The 15,255-nt window shown below is 59.9% G+C and carries 17 protein-coding genes and 1 pseudogene; 7 read left to right on the top strand and 11 right to left on the bottom strand.

Annotated features, from left to right (window positions below; translation table 11 throughout):
• Positions 1 to 160 precede the first annotated feature (160 nt).
• Both BLS87_RS34305 and BLS87_RS33895 read left to right on the top strand, forming a co-directional pair.
• A complete protein-coding gene (locus BLS87_RS34305) occupies positions 161 to 304 on the top strand; it encodes a hypothetical protein (protein WP_167362115.1) in 144 nt (47 codons plus the stop codon).
• Positions 305 to 564: 260 nt separating this feature from the next.
• Positions 565 to 636: pseudogene (locus BLS87_RS33895) on the top strand (hypothetical protein); the annotation flags it as partial.
• Positions 637 to 1,047: 411 nt separating this feature from the next.
• Here BLS87_RS33895 and BLS87_RS28555 read toward each other — a convergent pair.
• Positions 1,048 to 1,488: a hypothetical protein gene (locus tag BLS87_RS28555; protein WP_074758060.1), complete on the bottom strand. Its 441-nt coding sequence runs from the start codon at positions 1,486 to 1,488 to the stop codon at positions 1,048 to 1,050.
• Between BLS87_RS28555 and trmL the strand changes: the two genes are divergently transcribed.
• Positions 1,487 to 1,942, top strand: a complete 456-nt coding sequence (gene trmL / locus BLS87_RS28550) for a tRNA (uridine(34)/cytosine(34)/5-carboxymethylaminomethyluridine(34)-2'-O)-methyltransferase TrmL (protein ID WP_074758058.1) — start codon at positions 1,487 to 1,489, stop codon at positions 1,940 to 1,942. The two genes, BLS87_RS28555 and trmL, sit on opposite strands and share 2 nt — an antisense overlap.
• A 290-nt stretch (positions 1,943 to 2,232) precedes the next feature.
• Here trmL and secB read toward each other — a convergent pair whose 3' ends face one another.
• From secB to BLS87_RS28535, 3 genes are read right to left on the bottom strand one after another with little or no spacing between them, the layout of a single operon-like run.
• Positions 2,233 to 2,718: a protein-export chaperone SecB gene (gene secB / locus BLS87_RS28545; protein ID WP_074758056.1), complete on the bottom strand. Its 486-nt coding sequence runs from the start codon at positions 2,716 to 2,718 to the stop codon at positions 2,233 to 2,235.
• A 45-nt stretch (positions 2,719 to 2,763) separates the two neighbouring features.
• On the bottom strand, positions 2,764 to 3,018 hold the full coding sequence (gene grxC / locus BLS87_RS28540; RefSeq protein ID WP_074758054.1) for a glutaredoxin 3: 255 nt from the start codon (positions 3,016 to 3,018) through the stop codon (positions 2,764 to 2,766).
• 1 nt (position 3,019) lies between these two features.
• Entirely contained in the window at positions 3,020 to 3,433 is a 414-nt protein-coding gene (locus tag BLS87_RS28535) for a rhodanese-like domain-containing protein (RefSeq protein WP_074758052.1), read from the bottom strand.
• A gap of 145 nt (positions 3,434 to 3,578) precedes the next feature.
• Between BLS87_RS28535 and gpmI the strand changes: the two genes are divergently transcribed.
• The 4 genes from gpmI to BLS87_RS28515 all read left to right on the top strand — a co-directional run bounded on the left by gpmI (position 3,579) and on the right by BLS87_RS28515 (position 8,741).
• Positions 3,579 to 5,114 carry a 2,3-bisphosphoglycerate-independent phosphoglycerate mutase gene (gene gpmI / locus BLS87_RS28530; RefSeq protein WP_074758049.1) on the top strand — a complete coding sequence of 512 codons (1,536 nt, stop codon included), beginning with the start codon at positions 3,579 to 3,581 and terminating at the stop codon, positions 5,112 to 5,114.
• A 140-nt stretch (positions 5,115 to 5,254) separates the two neighbouring features.
• Positions 5,255 to 6,565, top strand: a complete 1,311-nt coding sequence (locus BLS87_RS28525) for a murein hydrolase activator EnvC family protein (protein ID WP_074758047.1) — start codon at positions 5,255 to 5,257, stop codon at positions 6,563 to 6,565.
• Positions 6,566 to 6,595: 30 nt separating this feature from the next.
• A complete protein-coding gene (locus tag BLS87_RS28520; RefSeq protein WP_074758045.1) occupies positions 6,596 to 7,927 on the top strand; it encodes a S41 family peptidase in 1,332 nt (443 codons plus the stop codon).
• Positions 7,928 to 7,970: 43 nt separating this feature from the next.
• A complete protein-coding gene (locus tag BLS87_RS28515) occupies positions 7,971 to 8,741 on the top strand; it encodes a divergent polysaccharide deacetylase family protein (RefSeq protein WP_425262256.1) in 771 nt (256 codons plus the stop codon).
• 201 nt (positions 8,742 to 8,942) lie between these two features.
• Here the strand turns inward: BLS87_RS28515 and BLS87_RS28510 are convergent, their stop codons facing one another.
• The 7 genes from BLS87_RS28510 to BLS87_RS28480 form a co-directional block, all read right to left on the bottom strand.
• Positions 8,943 to 9,698, bottom strand: coding sequence for a substrate-binding periplasmic protein (locus tag BLS87_RS28510; protein ID WP_074758041.1), 756 nt, complete (start codon positions 9,696 to 9,698; stop codon positions 8,943 to 8,945).
• A gap of 280 nt (positions 9,699 to 9,978) precedes the next feature.
• The gene (gene hisF, locus BLS87_RS28505; protein ID WP_074758039.1) at positions 9,979 to 10,749 is read right to left on the bottom strand and encodes an imidazole glycerol phosphate synthase subunit HisF; all 771 of its coding nucleotides are present in this window, start codon (positions 10,747 to 10,749) and stop codon (positions 9,979 to 9,981) included.
• A gap of 121 nt (positions 10,750 to 10,870) precedes the next feature.
• Positions 10,871 to 11,608 (bottom strand): 1-(5-phosphoribosyl)-5-[(5-phosphoribosylamino)methylideneamino]imidazole-4-carboxamide isomerase, encoded by a 738-nt coding sequence (gene hisA / locus BLS87_RS28500; RefSeq protein ID WP_074758037.1) that lies wholly within the window; start codon positions 11,606 to 11,608, stop codon positions 10,871 to 10,873.
• Between the two features lie 23 nt (positions 11,609 to 11,631).
• The gene (locus BLS87_RS28495) at positions 11,632 to 11,889 is read right to left on the bottom strand and encodes a DUF2164 domain-containing protein (protein ID WP_074758035.1); all 258 of its coding nucleotides are present in this window, start codon (positions 11,887 to 11,889) and stop codon (positions 11,632 to 11,634) included.
• Entirely contained in the window at positions 11,889 to 12,527 is a 639-nt protein-coding gene (gene hisH / locus BLS87_RS28490) for an imidazole glycerol phosphate synthase subunit HisH (RefSeq protein WP_074758033.1), read from the bottom strand. The genes BLS87_RS28495 and hisH overlap by 1 nt, the downstream gene beginning before the upstream one ends.
• Positions 12,527 to 13,120, bottom strand: a complete 594-nt coding sequence (gene hisB / locus BLS87_RS28485) for an imidazoleglycerol-phosphate dehydratase HisB (RefSeq protein ID WP_062379429.1) — start codon at positions 13,118 to 13,120, stop codon at positions 12,527 to 12,529. The genes hisH and hisB overlap by 1 nt, the downstream gene beginning before the upstream one ends.
• Before the next feature lie 284 nt (positions 13,121 to 13,404).
• Positions 13,405 to 15,066, bottom strand: a complete 1,662-nt coding sequence (locus BLS87_RS28480; RefSeq protein WP_074758031.1) for an OFA family MFS transporter — start codon at positions 15,064 to 15,066, stop codon at positions 13,405 to 13,407.
• Positions 15,067 to 15,255: the final 189 nt, after the last annotated feature.

The following is a 15,255-nucleotide window of genomic DNA, read 5'->3' as shown; positions in this document are numbered from 1 at the left end:
CTCGGTCTGCCTTGCATCGGAGCCTCACCATGAAACGATTCAACCTTCTTCGCGTGTTGGCGGCGTTGTCGCTGGCAGGCTCTGCCTTGATTGCCCAAGCGGCGGATTTCACCGTTGCCTATCCTTTCTGATCGCAACCCACATCAGAGCCGCTGAAGCATTGGTCGCGCGCAATGGTCGAGCTGGACGCGCCGGCCTCCAAACCATCGGCAAGACCGCGGCGTTCCTCAAGGAACAAGGCAAGGTCGATGCCGTGCTGGCTGATTACACGCCTTACGTCAGCGCCAAGTTTGTCACTCAGTAAGCACACGTGAGAACGGTATCTATGGAACCTGTAGGAGCCGGCTTGCTGGCGAATGCGGCGGATCAGTTATCCAGATATCGACTGAAACGCCGCGTTCGCCAGCAAGCCGACTACAGGACCTCGAGTGAACCATCCGAGGATATCTTGCAGCCGCTGCGTCGCGAGCGCAGTGCAGCCCAACCGAATCGTCTATATATAGAAGCGGATTCATTGCCATGGCCTTGTTGCAGCGGGAGCGCATCAGCGCACAGTATCCCGGTGCGGTGGACGACTACCGACCGCAGCGTCGGGTGATGCACCGCGCGACGATTCTGGGGGATGTGCCGTTTTAATCCAGCAATCAACGCCCCCTGTGGGAGCGACCTTGCTCACGAACGGGCCCGTACATTCAGTCCTTTTTTGATGGGCTTGAATGCAGCATTCGTGAGCACGCTCACTTCCACAGGTTTACCAGCGAAGATCGTCGCAGGCTGCCCCGTGCATCACTTTGGTAACCCCTCACCCAAAAATGCGCGAATAGCGTGCAAAACTGATCAATAAACACCCAAATGTGAACGCCGATCCGAACGATTAACCCTGGCCCACTTGTTCAAGGCGCCTCGATCAGGGCTTTAAATAAGGGTCCTACGAGATACTTTCATCTTTCCTACAGAGAATTCTCAAAACTGGCACGCAGGCTGCAATAGGTTAAGCATCACCAGTTTTGGGGACCTTGGTACAGGCAGGCCGGGGATTCCCCTCTTTTATTCCTCTCGGAGACTCACCTCGAGTCTCCAGCGCCCGTCCAGCGCTGCGCCGTGCCACTCACCGCGCAACGGACGGGCCGCCAGCAGGTTCAGCAACAATCCCTTATCGCTTTTCTGCACCCTCCAGCGCACATCCCGACCGTTGAGCTTCAGTTCGCCTCGTTGCGCTTCGCCTTTGGCGTTGAACAGCAGCGCCACCGCGCCATCGACGATTTCACCGTGCAGCTGCGGCTCGCGGTTAAACCACACCGCGACGCCATTGGGCAGCGGCTCGATCTGCTGGAGCGCGATCGGGTCCGGCGTGGTGACACGGCCGATCATCAAACCCACCATGACCCCGAAAATCGCGATCGAACCCAAAAACCGCGGCCATAGCTTCGGCCTCGGGTCCTCTTCGGGGGTAGAATGCATCCCGTCCTTATGTTCGGAGCCGTGCATGTTTCACGTGATCCTTTTTCAACCAGAAATTCCGCCGAATACCGGCAACATCATCAGGCTCTGCGCCAACAGCGGCTGCAGCCTGCATTTGATCGAGCCGCTGGGCTTCGAGCTGGATGACAAACGCCTGCGCCGTGCCGGCCTCGATTACCACGAGTACGCCACCCTGCATCGCCACGCCGACCTGGCCAGTTGCCTGGAAAGCATCGGTCATCCGCGCCTGTTCGCTTTTACCACAAAGGGCTCGAAGCCTTTCCATGACGTGGCGTTCCAGGAAGGCGACGCCTTTGTGTTCGGCCCTGAAAGCCGTGGCTTGCCGCCCGAGGTGCTGGACCCGCTGTCCAGCGACCAACGCCTGCGCCTGCCCATGCGCGAAGGCTGCCGCAGCCTTAATCTGTCAAACACCGTGGCGGTGGCCGTCTACGAAGGCTGGCGGCAGTTGGGTTTTAAATAAACCCTCCGGCGCGGGATCGCTACACGGATGCCCGGCGGGCCTGATCGCGAGCAAGCTCACTCCTACACCGATCGCATCCACACCGGTAGGAGCGTGGCTTGTCCCGCGATCTGCCGGGCACCGGCAGCAAATGCAGCGCCCACGGTATTTTTGGTACGCCGCACATCACACGGATTTACGACGGGTTCCCCGCCGATCGCGGGACAAGCCACGCTCCTACAGTTTTTAGCGTCCGCCCATACAAAAAAAGCGCCCATCACAGGCGCTTTTTTTCATTCAGGCCGCAAGGCTTACTGAACGGTCGGCGTTTCGCCGGATTCCTGCATGCGCTGCAGCTCTTGGGCGTACAGGGCGTCGAAGTTCACCGGAGCCAGCATCAGCGCAGGGAACGAGCCGCGGACAACCAGGCTGTCGATGGTTTCACGGGCATACGGGAACAGGATGTTCGGGCAGAACGCGCCGAGGGTGTGGCTCATCGATGCCGCGTCCAGGCCCTTGATCAGGAAGATACCGGCTTGCTGGACTTCAGCGATGAAGGCGATTTCTTCGCCGTTCTTCACTTCGACCGACAGCGTCAACACGACTTCGTAGAAGTCATTTTCCAGCTGCTTCTGACGGGTGTTCAGGTCCAGGCTCACGCTTGGGGTCCATTCCTGACGGAAGATCGCCGGGCTTTTTGGCGCTTCGAAGGACAGGTCACGAACGTAGATGCGTTGCAGGGAGAATTGTGGTGCTTCTTCGTTGGAAGTGGCGCCGTTATTCGTTTGATCGGTCATCTCAGATCCTTCTTACTTTTAAGGTCTTGTACGTAGGGTTCGAATTCAGGCGCTCAACAGTGCGTCGAGCTTGCCAGCGCGTTCCAGGGCGAACAGGTCGTCGCAACCTCCGACATGGACCGAGCCGATCCAGATCTGAGGAACCGACGTGCGGCCAGCCTTTTTAGTCATTTCAGCGCGAATCTGTGGCTTGCCATCGACTTTGATCTCCTCGAAGTCGACGTTCTTGCTCTCGAGCAGGTACTTGGCGCGCGAGCAGTAAGGGCAATAATCGCTGGAGTAGACGATGACTTCAGCCATTTCACTTCACCAGCGGCAGGTTGTCACCGCGCCACGACGACACACCACCGGACAGCTTGGCGGCAGTGAAGCCGGCCTTGAGCAATTCGCTGGCAATGTGTCCTGCGTGCTGACCGGCGGCATCGACGATGATCAGGGTCTTGGGTTTGTACTTCTCAAGCTCCGAAGTACGGGACATGACCTTGTCCTGCGGGAAGTTCAGGGAGCCGACGATATGACCGGTGGCGTAGTCCTTCTTGGGACGCACATCGATGACCACCGCCTCGTCACGGTTGACCAGCGCGGTCAGTTCACCGGTGCTCAGGCTCTTGCCGCCCTTGTTGAGTTCTGTCGCGATCAGCAGTGCCAGCAGGATGACGAAAGCGCCAGAGATCAAATAGTGATTAGTGGCAAATGCAATCAGGTGATCAACCATCATTAGGTTCCAGGGCGTTAAAATGTCGGCCAGTATACACAGCACCCAAGGTCGGCCAAAGCCCGTACGGCAGTGACGCCGTCTGAACTTGTCCCTAAACTGTCGATCTTTCCTCTACTTCATCTTTTCACCAAGAGTGGGATTCATGACTACCACGCCTAAACCTTTGGTTCTGATCATCCTGGACGGCTTCGGTCACAGCGACAGCCATCACGGCAACGCGGTCTATGAAGCGAAGATGCCGGTCTTCGATCGCCTCTACAAAACCATGCCCAACGGCCTGATTTCGGGCTCCGGGATGGACGTCGGTCTGCCGGACGGCCAGATGGGCAACTCCGAAGTCGGCCACATGAACCTGGGCGCCGGTCGTGTTGTGTATCAGGACTTCACGCGCGTGACCAAAGCGATCCGCGACGGTGAGTTCTTCGAAAACCCGACAATCTGCGCAGCGGTGGACAAGGCCGTTGGCGCTGGCAAGGCCGTGCACATCATGGGCCTGCTGTCCGATGGCGGCGTGCACAGCCATGAAGATCACCTGGTCGCGATGGTTGAACTGGCGGTCAAACGCGGCGCCGAGAAGATCTACCTGCACGCGTTCCTGGACGGCCGCGACACGCCGCCACGCAGCGCGCACAAGTACCTCGACACCATGGAAACCGCCTACAAGCGCCTGGGCAAAGGTCGCACTGCAACGATCATCGGCCGTTACTTCGCCATGGACCGCGACAATCGCTGGGACCGTGTCGAATCCGCCTACAACCTGATTGTCGACGGCACATCTGAATTCCAGGCTGACACCGCCAAGGCCGCGCTGGACGCTGCTTACGCGCGCGACGAGAACGACGAATTCGTCATAGCCACCCGCATCGGCGAGAAAGTCACAGTCGAAGACGGCGACGCCGTCGTGTTCATGAACTTCCGTGCCGACCGCGCCCGTGAGCTGACCCGTGTGTTCGTGGAAGACGACTTCAAGGACTTCGCCCGTGCACGTCAGCCAAAACTCGCCGGCTTCGTGATGCTGACCCAGTACGCCGCCACGATCCCGGCACCGGCTGCATTCACCAAGGAAGGCCTGCACAACGTACTGGGCGAGTACTTGGCGAACAACGGCAAAACCCAGCTTCGCATCGCTGAAACTGAAAAATACGCGCACGTGACCTTCTTCTTCTCCGGCGGCCGTGAAGAACCCTTCAAAGGCGAAGAGCGCATCCTGATCCCTTCGCCGAAAGTCGCCACCTACGACCTGCAGCCAGAAATGAGCGCGCCGGAAGTCACGGACAAAATCGTGGACGCCATCGAAAACCAGCGTTTCGACGTGATCGTGGTCAACTACGCCAACGGCGACATGGTCGGTCACAGCGGCATCATGGAAGCCGCGATCAAGGCCGTTGAATGCCTCGACGTCTGCGTCGGTCGCATCACCGAAGCGCTGGAAAAAGTCGGCGGCGAAGCACTGATCACCGCTGACCACGGCAACGTCGAGCAAATGACCGACGACGCCACAGGACAGGCGCACACGGCGCACACCACTGAGCCCGTGCCCTTCGTCTACGTCGGCAAGCGTGACCTGAAAGTCCGCGAAGGCGGCGTGCTGGCGGACGTTGCTCCGACCATGCTGACGCTGTTGGGCATGGACATTCCGAAGGAAATGACCGGCAAATCGATTCTGGTTGCCAAGTAAGTCGTCTAAACCGGCCTGTCTTACGCGGACAGCGCCGGTTTTTGTATGAAATGTCTGAAAGCGGCGCCCTATGAGCGTTTTTTTTGCAGCCACCGCCGGGCATACTAAGCCCGTCTTCACTCCTGGTATCGCCCAACTCCATGCTCCGCGCCCTGATCGCCCTCGCTTTGATTTGTCTGCTTAACCCGGCCTTTGCCGACGATGAGCGCGCACAAACCCAAAAACAGTTGGATGCCACACGTCAGGACATTACCGAACTGAAGAAGGCGCTGAGCCAACTCCAGGAGGAAAAGTCCGGGGTTCAGAAAGATCTGCGCTCGACCGAAACCGAAATGGGCAAGCTGGAAAAGCAGGTGGAGGCCCTGCAAAAAGAACTAAAAAAGAGTGAAACCGAGCTTCAACGGCTCGATGGAGAGAAAAAAAAACTCCAAAGCGCACGCGTTGAACAGCAACGCCTGATCGCGATTCAGGCCCGCGCCGCCTATCAGAACGGGCGTCAGGAATACCTCAAACTGCTGCTCAATCAGCAGAACCCCGAGAAATTCGCGCGCACCCTCACCTATTACGATTACCTGAGCCAGGCCCGCCTGGAGCAGCTGCGCAGCTTCAACGAAACGCTGCGCCAACTGGCCGAAGTCGAAAAAGACATCGACCTGCAACAAGCCCAGCTCTTGGTGCAAAAGAGCTCGCTGGATGACCAGAAAGCCCAGCTCGACACCGTTCGCCAGCAACGCCAGGTCGCCTTGGCCAAGCTGAATCAGGACTACAAGGCTCGCGACCAGAAACTGCAGTCTCGCCAGCAAGATCAGGCAGACCTGACTAAAGTCCTCAAGACAATCGAAGAAACCCTTGCGCGGCAAGCCCGCGAAGCCGAAGAGGCGCGTCAGAAAGCGCTACTGGCTCAGCAGGAAGCCGAGAAACGCCAGCGTGAGCAAGAAGCGCTGGCCAAGAGCCGAGGAAAAGACGACAGCGACGAGGCACCGCGTCGCCCCACAAAAGCCCCCGGCGCACTGGTTTCCAGCGCCGGTCAGTCGTACGGCGGACCTTTTGACCAGGCAAAGGGAAAACTTCCTTGGCCTGTTGATGGTCGATTGTTGGCGCGTTTCGGTGAAACCCGCGGCGATGACGAGCGAACCAAGTGGGATGGCGTGATGATCAGTGCTGCCGCGGGCAGTCAGGTACACGCTGTGCATGGTGGTCGTGTGGTCTTCGCCGACTGGTTGCGAGGCGCCGGGCTGCTGGTGATTCTCGACCACGGCAACGGTTATTTGAGTCTGTACGGTCACAACCAGAGTCTGTTGAAGGAAGCTGGGGACGTTGTAAAAGCCGGAGAGGCGATCTCCACCGTCGGTAACAGTGGTGGCGGTCAGGACACTCCGGCGCTGTATTTCGCTATTCGTCAGCAGGGTCGCCCTAGTGATCCGGCCCAATGGTGTCGCACTCAAGGATAAGTCGACACCTCACTCAGGAGTTCGTAAGACATGCTGTTTTCGTCCCGCCTCACCTCGCTGGCCCTGACTATCGCCGTTGTTATCGGCGCGCCTCTTGCGCAGGCCGCCGGTGCCGCTCCCGCTGCGGCGCCTGCTGCTTCCGCACCTGCCAATGCCGCGAACATCAAGGCGCCGCTGCCGCTCGACGAGCTGCGCACCTTTGCCGAGGTGATGGACCGGATCAAAGCGGCGTATGTCGAGCCGGTCGATGACAAGACCCTGCTGGAAAACGCCATCAAGGGCATGCTCAGCAACCTCGACCCGCACTCCGCCTACCTGGGCCCTGAAGACTTTCAGGAGCTGCAGGAAAGCACCAGCGGCGAGTTCGGCGGCCTGGGCATCGAGGTTGGCGTAGAAGACGGCTTTATAAAGGTCGTCTCGCCGATCGACGACACGCCTGCTTCCAAGGCGGGCATCGAAGCCGGCGACCTGATCGTCAAGATCAACGGCGCGCCGACCCAGGGCCAGACCATGCAGGAAGCGGTCGACAAGATGCGCGGCAAGATCGGCGAGAAGATCACCCTGACGCTGGTGCGCGACGGCGGCAACCCGTTCGACGTGACGCTGGCCCGCGCGACCATTCAGGTCAAGAGCGTGAAGTCGCAGATGCTGGAGCCTGGCTACGGCTACATCCGCATCACGCAGTTCCAGGTCAAGACCGGTGAAGAAGTCGGCAAGGCACTGGCCAAGCTGCGCAAGGACAACGGCAAGAAGATGAACGGCCTGATCCTCGACCTGCGCAACAACCCTGGCGGCGTGTTGCAGGCAGCGGTCGAAGTGGCTGACCACTTCCTGACCAAGGGCCTGATCGTCTACACCAAGGGCCGCATCGCCAACTCCGAACTGCGCTTCTCGGCAGACCCGGCCGACGCCAGCGAAGGCGCGCCTCTGGTGGTGCTGATCAACGGCGGCAGCGCCTCGGCTTCCGAGATCGTCGCCGGCGCCTTGCAGGACCAGAAACGCGGCATCCTGATGGGCACCGATTCGTTCGGCAAGGGCTCGGTGCAAACCGTTCTGCCGCTGGCCAACGACCGCGCACTGAAGATCACCACCGCGCTGTATTACACGCCGAATGGTCGTTCGATCCAGGCACAGGGCATCAACCCGGACATCGAAGTCAAACGTGCCAAGGTCACCACAGAGGCCGACGGCGAGAACTACAAAGAGGCCGACCTGCTCGGCCACCTGGGCAACGGCAACGGCGGCGCGGACAAACCGACCACCAAGTCCAAGGCTGGCAAGGCGCGTCCACAGGACGACGATTACCAGCTGAACCAGGCCCTCAGTCTGCTCAAGGGATTGAGTGTCACACGCGGCAATTGATATGCGCTTCTGGTTGACCGGGCTCGTCAGGGCCCTTGCAGTGATGGCTGTTGTTCTGACGGATGCCGCACAGGCGGCATCCGCCGAACCCTCGACAACCGACGGCAAGTCGCCGAAGGTCGCTTACATCAGTCTGATCATCGATGACCTCGGACAGAGTCCCGACAAGGACAGCCGCGCGCTGGCCCTGCCCGGCCCCGTGACGCTGGCGATCATGCCCGACACCCCGCACGCCACCGACTTCGCGCGCCAGGCCCACAAGGCAGGCAAGACGGTGATGCTGCACATGCCCATGGACCCGGCCACCGGACCGTACGCCTGGCGTCCCGATCTCCCGCTGACCGAGCTCGAATCGAGGCTCAACGCGGCGCTGTTGAAAGTGCCGTATGCAGCGGGGATCAACAACCACGAAGGCAGCCGCATGACCGCCGAGCCGGTAGCGATGAACTGGCTGGTGGGTGAACTGCAGCGGCGCCATCTGTTTCTGGTCGACAGCCGCACCAGTGCCAAGACCGTCGCCGCAGCCGAAGCGCAAAAGATCGGTCTGGCCAGTCTTTCCCGGGACGTGTTTCTCGATGACGAGCGCACCGCCGAGGCCATCAGCGGTCAGCTGCAGAGCGCGGTCAAACTGGCGCACAAGCAGGGTTCGGCGGTAATGATTGGCCATCCGTACCCGGTGACCATGGAGGTGCTGGAACGTGAACTGCCCAAGCTCAAGGCCCAAGGCATCGACTGGATCGAACTGCGCCACATGATCAGCATCCGTGGCAATCAGGCGATGAGCGGACACGGGAAGGATGGGGTTTATCGGTAGATCTTCCGGCTTGCACAAACCCCTGTAGGAGCCGTCCGAGGTTACGAGGGCCGCGAAGAGGCCGGTACATTCGATAAATCCCCAGCGCCTGACAGTCCGTATTCGCGGCCCTCGTAACCTCGGACGGCTCCTACAGGGGGTAAGCGATTTTCCAGGACTGCTTGTACAGGGGCAGGCGATGTCAGGGATGGCCTCAACAGGTCAGAGGTATTTACCCAAAATGCTGTCCACCGTGCCTTCCTTGCGCAGCTGATCCAGCGCGGTCTGCAGCTTCTTTACCACCTCATCCGGCGTGTCTTTGTTCAGCGCCAGGAACAACTCGGCGCTGTTGAACCGCAGCACGGTTTTCAACCCCGTTACGCCCTCTTGTCGCGCCAGGTAACGCCCGGCCGGGTCGCCCGTGGCCCAGAGGTCGATTTGACCGTCGACCAGCTTCTTGGCGTTGTCCTTGTCGCTGAGCACCACAATAGGGTTCATGCCCTGACGCCCCAGCTCTTCGGCGATCGCATCGCCCTTGTAGGCGCCGATCTTGTACTGACGGGCTTCGTCCAGGGTATTCAACTGAATCGGGCTGTCGGCTTTGGCCAGCATGATCCAGTCATCCGGGCCAATGGGGCCGACCCACTTGAAGAGCTTTTCGCGCTCAGGCAAACGCGCAGTCACGAACACGCCGTAACCGGGCTTTTCCAGCGCAAGTTTGTAAATGCGGTCCCACGGAAAACGCAGCGTCATGTTGTAGCCGACGCCCGCACGCTTGAAGGTTTCGCGCACGATTTCGACGGCAATGCCCTGGATATTGCTCTCCTGGGCGAAATTTTTGCCGTCGATGGCCATGTTGTAGGGCGGGAAATTCTCGGTGAGCAACACCATCGAATACGCCGGCGCATCCTCTGCCCGGGCGGTTCCTGTCAGCAATGTGGCCACGCTGATCAGCGCAAGAAAAACACCTTTGAACATATCCCTGGCACCCGATCCTGACGTCGGCAAGAGAGTGCCGTTAACACAGGGCGTTGTCCAGTTCGGGAATGGGTGGAGTCGCTTTCAGGACAGAGGTGTCTCGAAGCGCCTGGGGCGGGAGATGTGGCGGACTATCACCGACCTTTTTGATCGTTCCCACGCTCTGCGTGGGAATGCAGGGCAGGACGCTCTGCGTCCCTGTGACGCAGAGCGTCACGCAAGTCACTCCCACGCAGAGCGTGGGAGCGATCATCCACAGATGAAGTGTTCACATACGGGATCAGCGAACCACAATCCCTTGTTTGGCCATGAACGCCTTGGCTTCCGGCACCGTGTATTCGCCGAAGTGGAAAATACTCGCGGCCAGAACGGCACTTGCGTGGCCTTCGAGCACGCCGTCGGCCAGATGCTGCAGGTTGCCCACGCCACCCGACGCAATGACCGGGATACCCAGCGCATCACTGATCGCCCGGGTCACGCCCAGATCGAAGCCGTTCTTCATGCCGTCCTGATCCATGCTGGTCAGCAGAATCTCACCAGCGCCCAGGCTTTCCATCTTCATGGCCCACTGCACCGCGTCCAGACCGGTGGGCTTGCGACCGCCGTGGGTGAAGATCTCCCAGCGCGGTTCTTCGCCCGGCCCGGACACCTTCTTGGCGTCGATTGCCACGACGATGCACTGCGAGCCGAAACGCGCAGCCGCCTCACCGACAAACTCGGGGTTGAACACCGCAGCGGTGTTGATCGACACCTTGTCGGCACCGGCATTGAGCAGGTTACGAATGTCCTGCACGGTCCGCACACCGCCGCCCACGGTCAGCGGGATGAACACCTGACTGGCCATGCGCTCTACGGTGTGCAACGTGGTGTCACGACCATCGACACTGGCAGTGATGTCGAGAAACGTAATCTCGTCGGCACCCTGCTCGTCATAGCGACGGGCGATCTCCACAGGATCGCCAGCGTCACGAATGTTCTCGAACTTAACGCCCTTGACCACGCGACCGTTGTCGACATCGAGGCAGGGGATGATGCGTTTGGCGAGCGCCATGGGCCTAATCTCCGAAAGTTTAAGCACCTGTAGGAGCGCGCTTGCCCGCGATGAGGCCCGTACATCCGACAGGTCGTTGTCGGGAAATACGGACAATCGCGGGCAAGCGCGCGCCTACAAATTAGACCGAGTATTGATCGCAGAAAGCCTGGGCTTCAGCGACGTCCAGTGTGCCTTCGTAGATCGCACGACCGGTGATTGCGCCGATAATGCCCGGCGCTTTCGCGTCCAGCAGCGCCTTGATGTCGCCCAGGTTGTGGATGCCGCCAGAGGCGATGACCGGAATCTTCGTCGCCGCCGCCAACGCAGCGGTAAACGGTACGTTGCAGCCCTGCATCATGCCGTCTTTGGCGATGTCGGTATAAACGATGGCCGAGACGCCGTCCGCTTCGAAACGCTTGGCCAGGTCGATCACCTGAACCGAGCTGACTTCAGCCCAGCCGTCGGTGGCGACGAAGCCGTCTTTGGCGTCCAGACCGACGATCACCTTGCCCGGAAACGCGCGGCAGGCTTCAGCGACGAATTCAGGCTCTTTGACCGCTTTGGTGCCGATGATCACGTAGCTCACGCCCGCCTTGACGTAATGCTCGATGGTTTCCAGCGAGCGAATACCGCCACCGATCTGGATCGGCAGGTTTGGATAACGCTTGGCGATCGCAGTGACCACGTCACCGTTGACCGGCTGGCCTTCGAACGCGCCGTTCAGATCGACCAGATGCAGACGACGGCAACCGCCTTCAACCCACTTGGCAGCCATGCTCACCGGATCGTCGGAGAACACTGTGGAATCTTCCATGCGACCCTGACGAAGGCGCACGCAGGCACCGTCTTTGAGGTCGATAGCGGGAATAATCAGCATCTGGAAACCTACTTAATCGGAAATTAGTTTTTCTCGAGCGCCCAAACGTCGCTTTCGATGCTTTCGAAGCGCTCTTTCAAATGCGCCTGCACATCGAAAATCGCCCGGTTGTAATAGTGCGGGGCAATTTCGCGAGTGAACAATTCAAGGATTTCAGCCGCTTCGAACGAACCCAGGTCCAGTTCGAAACGGTCTTCCATGAACCGCTTGATTGTGTGACACGCCTCGTTCTCCTGCTCGGGAGTGAGGGTCAGGATCGGCGGCTTGTTCTTCTTGCTCATTACCAGCGGCCGTCCCACGCAGCGAAGTTCTGCAGCAACTGCAGGCCATGGGTGTGGCTCTTCTCAGGGTGGAACTGCACCGCGAAACGCGAGCCGTCCGCCAATGCGGCAGCGAAGTCATGGCCGTAATGACCGCGACCGACGATCTGCCGAGGGTTCGGCGACTCGATGTAATAGCTGTGCACGAAGTAGAACCGCGCCTGGTCCGGAATGTTGTGCCACAGCGGGTGATCCACCGCCTGCGTCACTTCGTTCCAGCCCATGTGCGGGACTTTCAGGTGCTGGCCGTCTTCGTGGAGATCCTTGCCGAAAAACCTCACCTGACCGGGGAAGACACCGATGCAGTCGACGCCATCGTTCTCTTCACTGCGGTCCATCAGCGCCTGCATGCCGACGCAGATGCCGAGAAACGGACGGTCCTGGCTGACTTCACGCACCAGGGCGTCGAAGCCCAGACGACGGATTTCAGCCATGCAGTCGCGGATCGCGCCCACACCGGGAAACACAACCCGGTCGGCTTCGCGAATCACGTCGGCGTCGCTGGTAATCAGCACACGGCCAGCGCCTACGTGCTCGAGGGCCTTGGCCACCGAGTGCAGGTTGCCCATGCCGTAGTCGATAACGGCAACCGTCTGCATTACAGCACGCCCTTGGTCGAAGGCATCTGGCCAGCCATGCGGTCGTCCAGCTCAACGGCCATGCGCAGCGCGCGGCCGAATGCCTTGAACACCGTTTCGATCTGGTGGTGAGTGTTGTGACCGCGCAGGTTGTCGATGTGCAGCGTGACGTTCGCGTGGTTCACGAAGCCCTGGAAGAACTCCTGGAACAGGTCCACATCGAAACCGCCTACGGTGGCGCGGGTGTACGGCACATGCATCTGCAGGCCAGGACGACCGGAAAAGTCGATGACCACGCGCGACAGCGCTTCATCCAGCGGGACATAGGCGTGGCCGTATCGACGGATGCCTTTTTTGTCGCCAATGGCTTTGCTGAAGGCCTGACCGAGGGTGATACCGACGTCTTCCACGGTGTGGTGGTCGTCGATATGCAGGTCGCCTTTGCTTTCGATATCCAGATCGATCAACCCGTGACGGGCGATCTGGTCGAGCATGTGTTCAAGAAAAGGAACGCCGATATCGAATCGGGCCTTTCCGGTGCCATCCAGGTTGATCGAGGCTTTGATCTGGGTTTCCAGGGTGTCGCGCTCGACGAACGCCTTACGTTCGGCCATCACCAGCTCCGCAAAATCATTGGGCGAAAAGGCGGACATTATAGGCGTGTAGGAGGGAAACAGAAACACGAAGGGAGATATCGCTGACGGGCTGAATCCGCCGCCGCGAGCGTTAGACATGTGCATACAAGCACATACGAGATGACGCCAAACCCTGTAGGAGCGCGCTTGCCCGCGATTACGGTGTGTCAGACAGCCAATCAATGCCAGACAAATTGCAATCGCGGGCAAGCGCGCTCCTACAGGTTCGATGTCGGCCCAATCAGGCCGACATCGAGAGCGGCTTAGTGAAACAACACCGCAGTCTTCTGCAGGGTGATCCACACGCCCCACGCCAGCGGGATGCCCACGGCCAGCCAGGCCAGGATCGCCAGCGGCTTGGTGCCTGCGTCCGCTTTCCACTCAAGGGAGGTGGTGTGGTCAGCGCCAGCGTCGTGACCGATGGCTTGTTCAGCCTTCAATTGCGCGTCGGTCATGAAGTACTTGTCGGCCACCGGGCGCACCAGCATGTTGCAGATGAAGCCCAGCACCAGCAGGCCAGCGAGGATGTACAGCGTGATGTCGTAAGCGTCGGCACGTGCAACGCCGTGGCTCAGTTGGTATTCACGCAGGTAGTTCACCAACACCGGACCCAGCACGCCAGCGGCAGCCCAGGCAGTCAGCAGACGACCGTGGATCGCACCGACCATTTGCGTACCGAACAGGTCAGCCAGGTACGCCGGAACGGTCGCGAAACCGCCGCCGTACATCGACAGCACGATACAGAACGCAGCAACGAACAGCGCAACGCTGCCCAGGTGGCTCAGGGTCGGCACCGATGCGTAGAGCAGGAAGCCCAGCGCGAAGAACACGAAGTACGTGGCTTTACGGCCGATGTAGTCCGAGAACGACGCCCAGAAGAAACGGCCGCCAATGTTGAACAGGCTCAGCAGACCGGTGAAGCCGGCTGCAATGGCGGCGATAGCGGCCAGTTGCGAAGCGTCCAGCTGACCGAACGCCTGATCGGTGCCCAGCAGCTTGCCGCCGAACACTTCCTGCAGCAGTGGCGAGGCCATGCCCAGGATGCCGATACCCGCCGAAACGTTCAGGCACAGCACCAGCCACACCAGACGGAATTGCGGGGTTTTCCACGCAACGCTCACGTGCACGTGGCGGTTGGTGATCATCGCGCTGTTGGTTTTCTTCGCAGGAGCGGTCCAGCCTTCAGGTTTCCAGCCGGTTGGCGGAACGCGGTACGCCAGGGCGCCACCGATCATGAAGACGAAGTAGATCGCAGCCATGGCGACGAAGCTTTGCCATACGCCCACGCTGTCAGGCGTTGCAAAGTGGCTCATCAACGCGGTCGCCAGTGGAGCACCGACCATCGCGCCACCGCCGAAGCCCATGATCGCCATGCCGGTCGCCATGCCGCGCTTGTCCGGGAACCACTTGATCAGGGTCGAAACGGGCGAGATGTAACCCAGGCCCAGACCGATACCGCCGATCACGCCCGAACCAATCCACATCAGCCAGATCTGGTGGGTATAGACACCCAGCGCCGAGATCAGCAGACCGCCACACCAGCACAGGGCCGAGACGACACCGGCTTTACGTGGTCCGGCGTGTTCCAGCCAGCCGCCCCAGATGGCCGCCGAGCAACCCAGGAAGATGAAGAACAGGGTGTAGATCCAGCCGAGCATGGAAATCGGCCAGTCACAGCTGGACGAGAAGACTTGCTCGAAGAACCCCATGTCCGGTGCACAGGCAACGGCGGTTTTGATCCCGATCGCCTTGGACAGCGGCAACCAGAACACCGAGAAGCCGTAAGCCATACCGATACAGAGGTGAATGGCCAGTGCGGCCGGTGGAACGAGCCAGCGGTTGAAACCGCGCTTGGCGATAATGCGCTCTTTGGACAAGAACGCAGGCTGAGCGATAGAGCCGCCCAGAGCAGTGCTTGTAGTCATCTAAGTTTTGCCCCTATTTATAGTTGTGTCCCGCAAGAACAACGGCATTGCTTCCGCCACCCCTCTTCATGCACGCAAGCATCGGGAGTTTTATCGGCAGAAAGCCTCATTACGTGACATTTCGACGCAGCATGACCCGCGAACGGCGAGAGATTACCATCTGATGCATGACAGGAAGCATTCTGCTAC

Origin of the sequence: Pseudomonas abietaniphila, from assembly GCF_900100795.1 — a bacterium.
Lineage (GTDB): Bacteria > Pseudomonadota > Gammaproteobacteria > Pseudomonadales > Pseudomonadaceae > Aquipseudomonas > Aquipseudomonas abietaniphila.
This window is presented reverse-complemented; position numbering and strand designations above follow the sequence as displayed.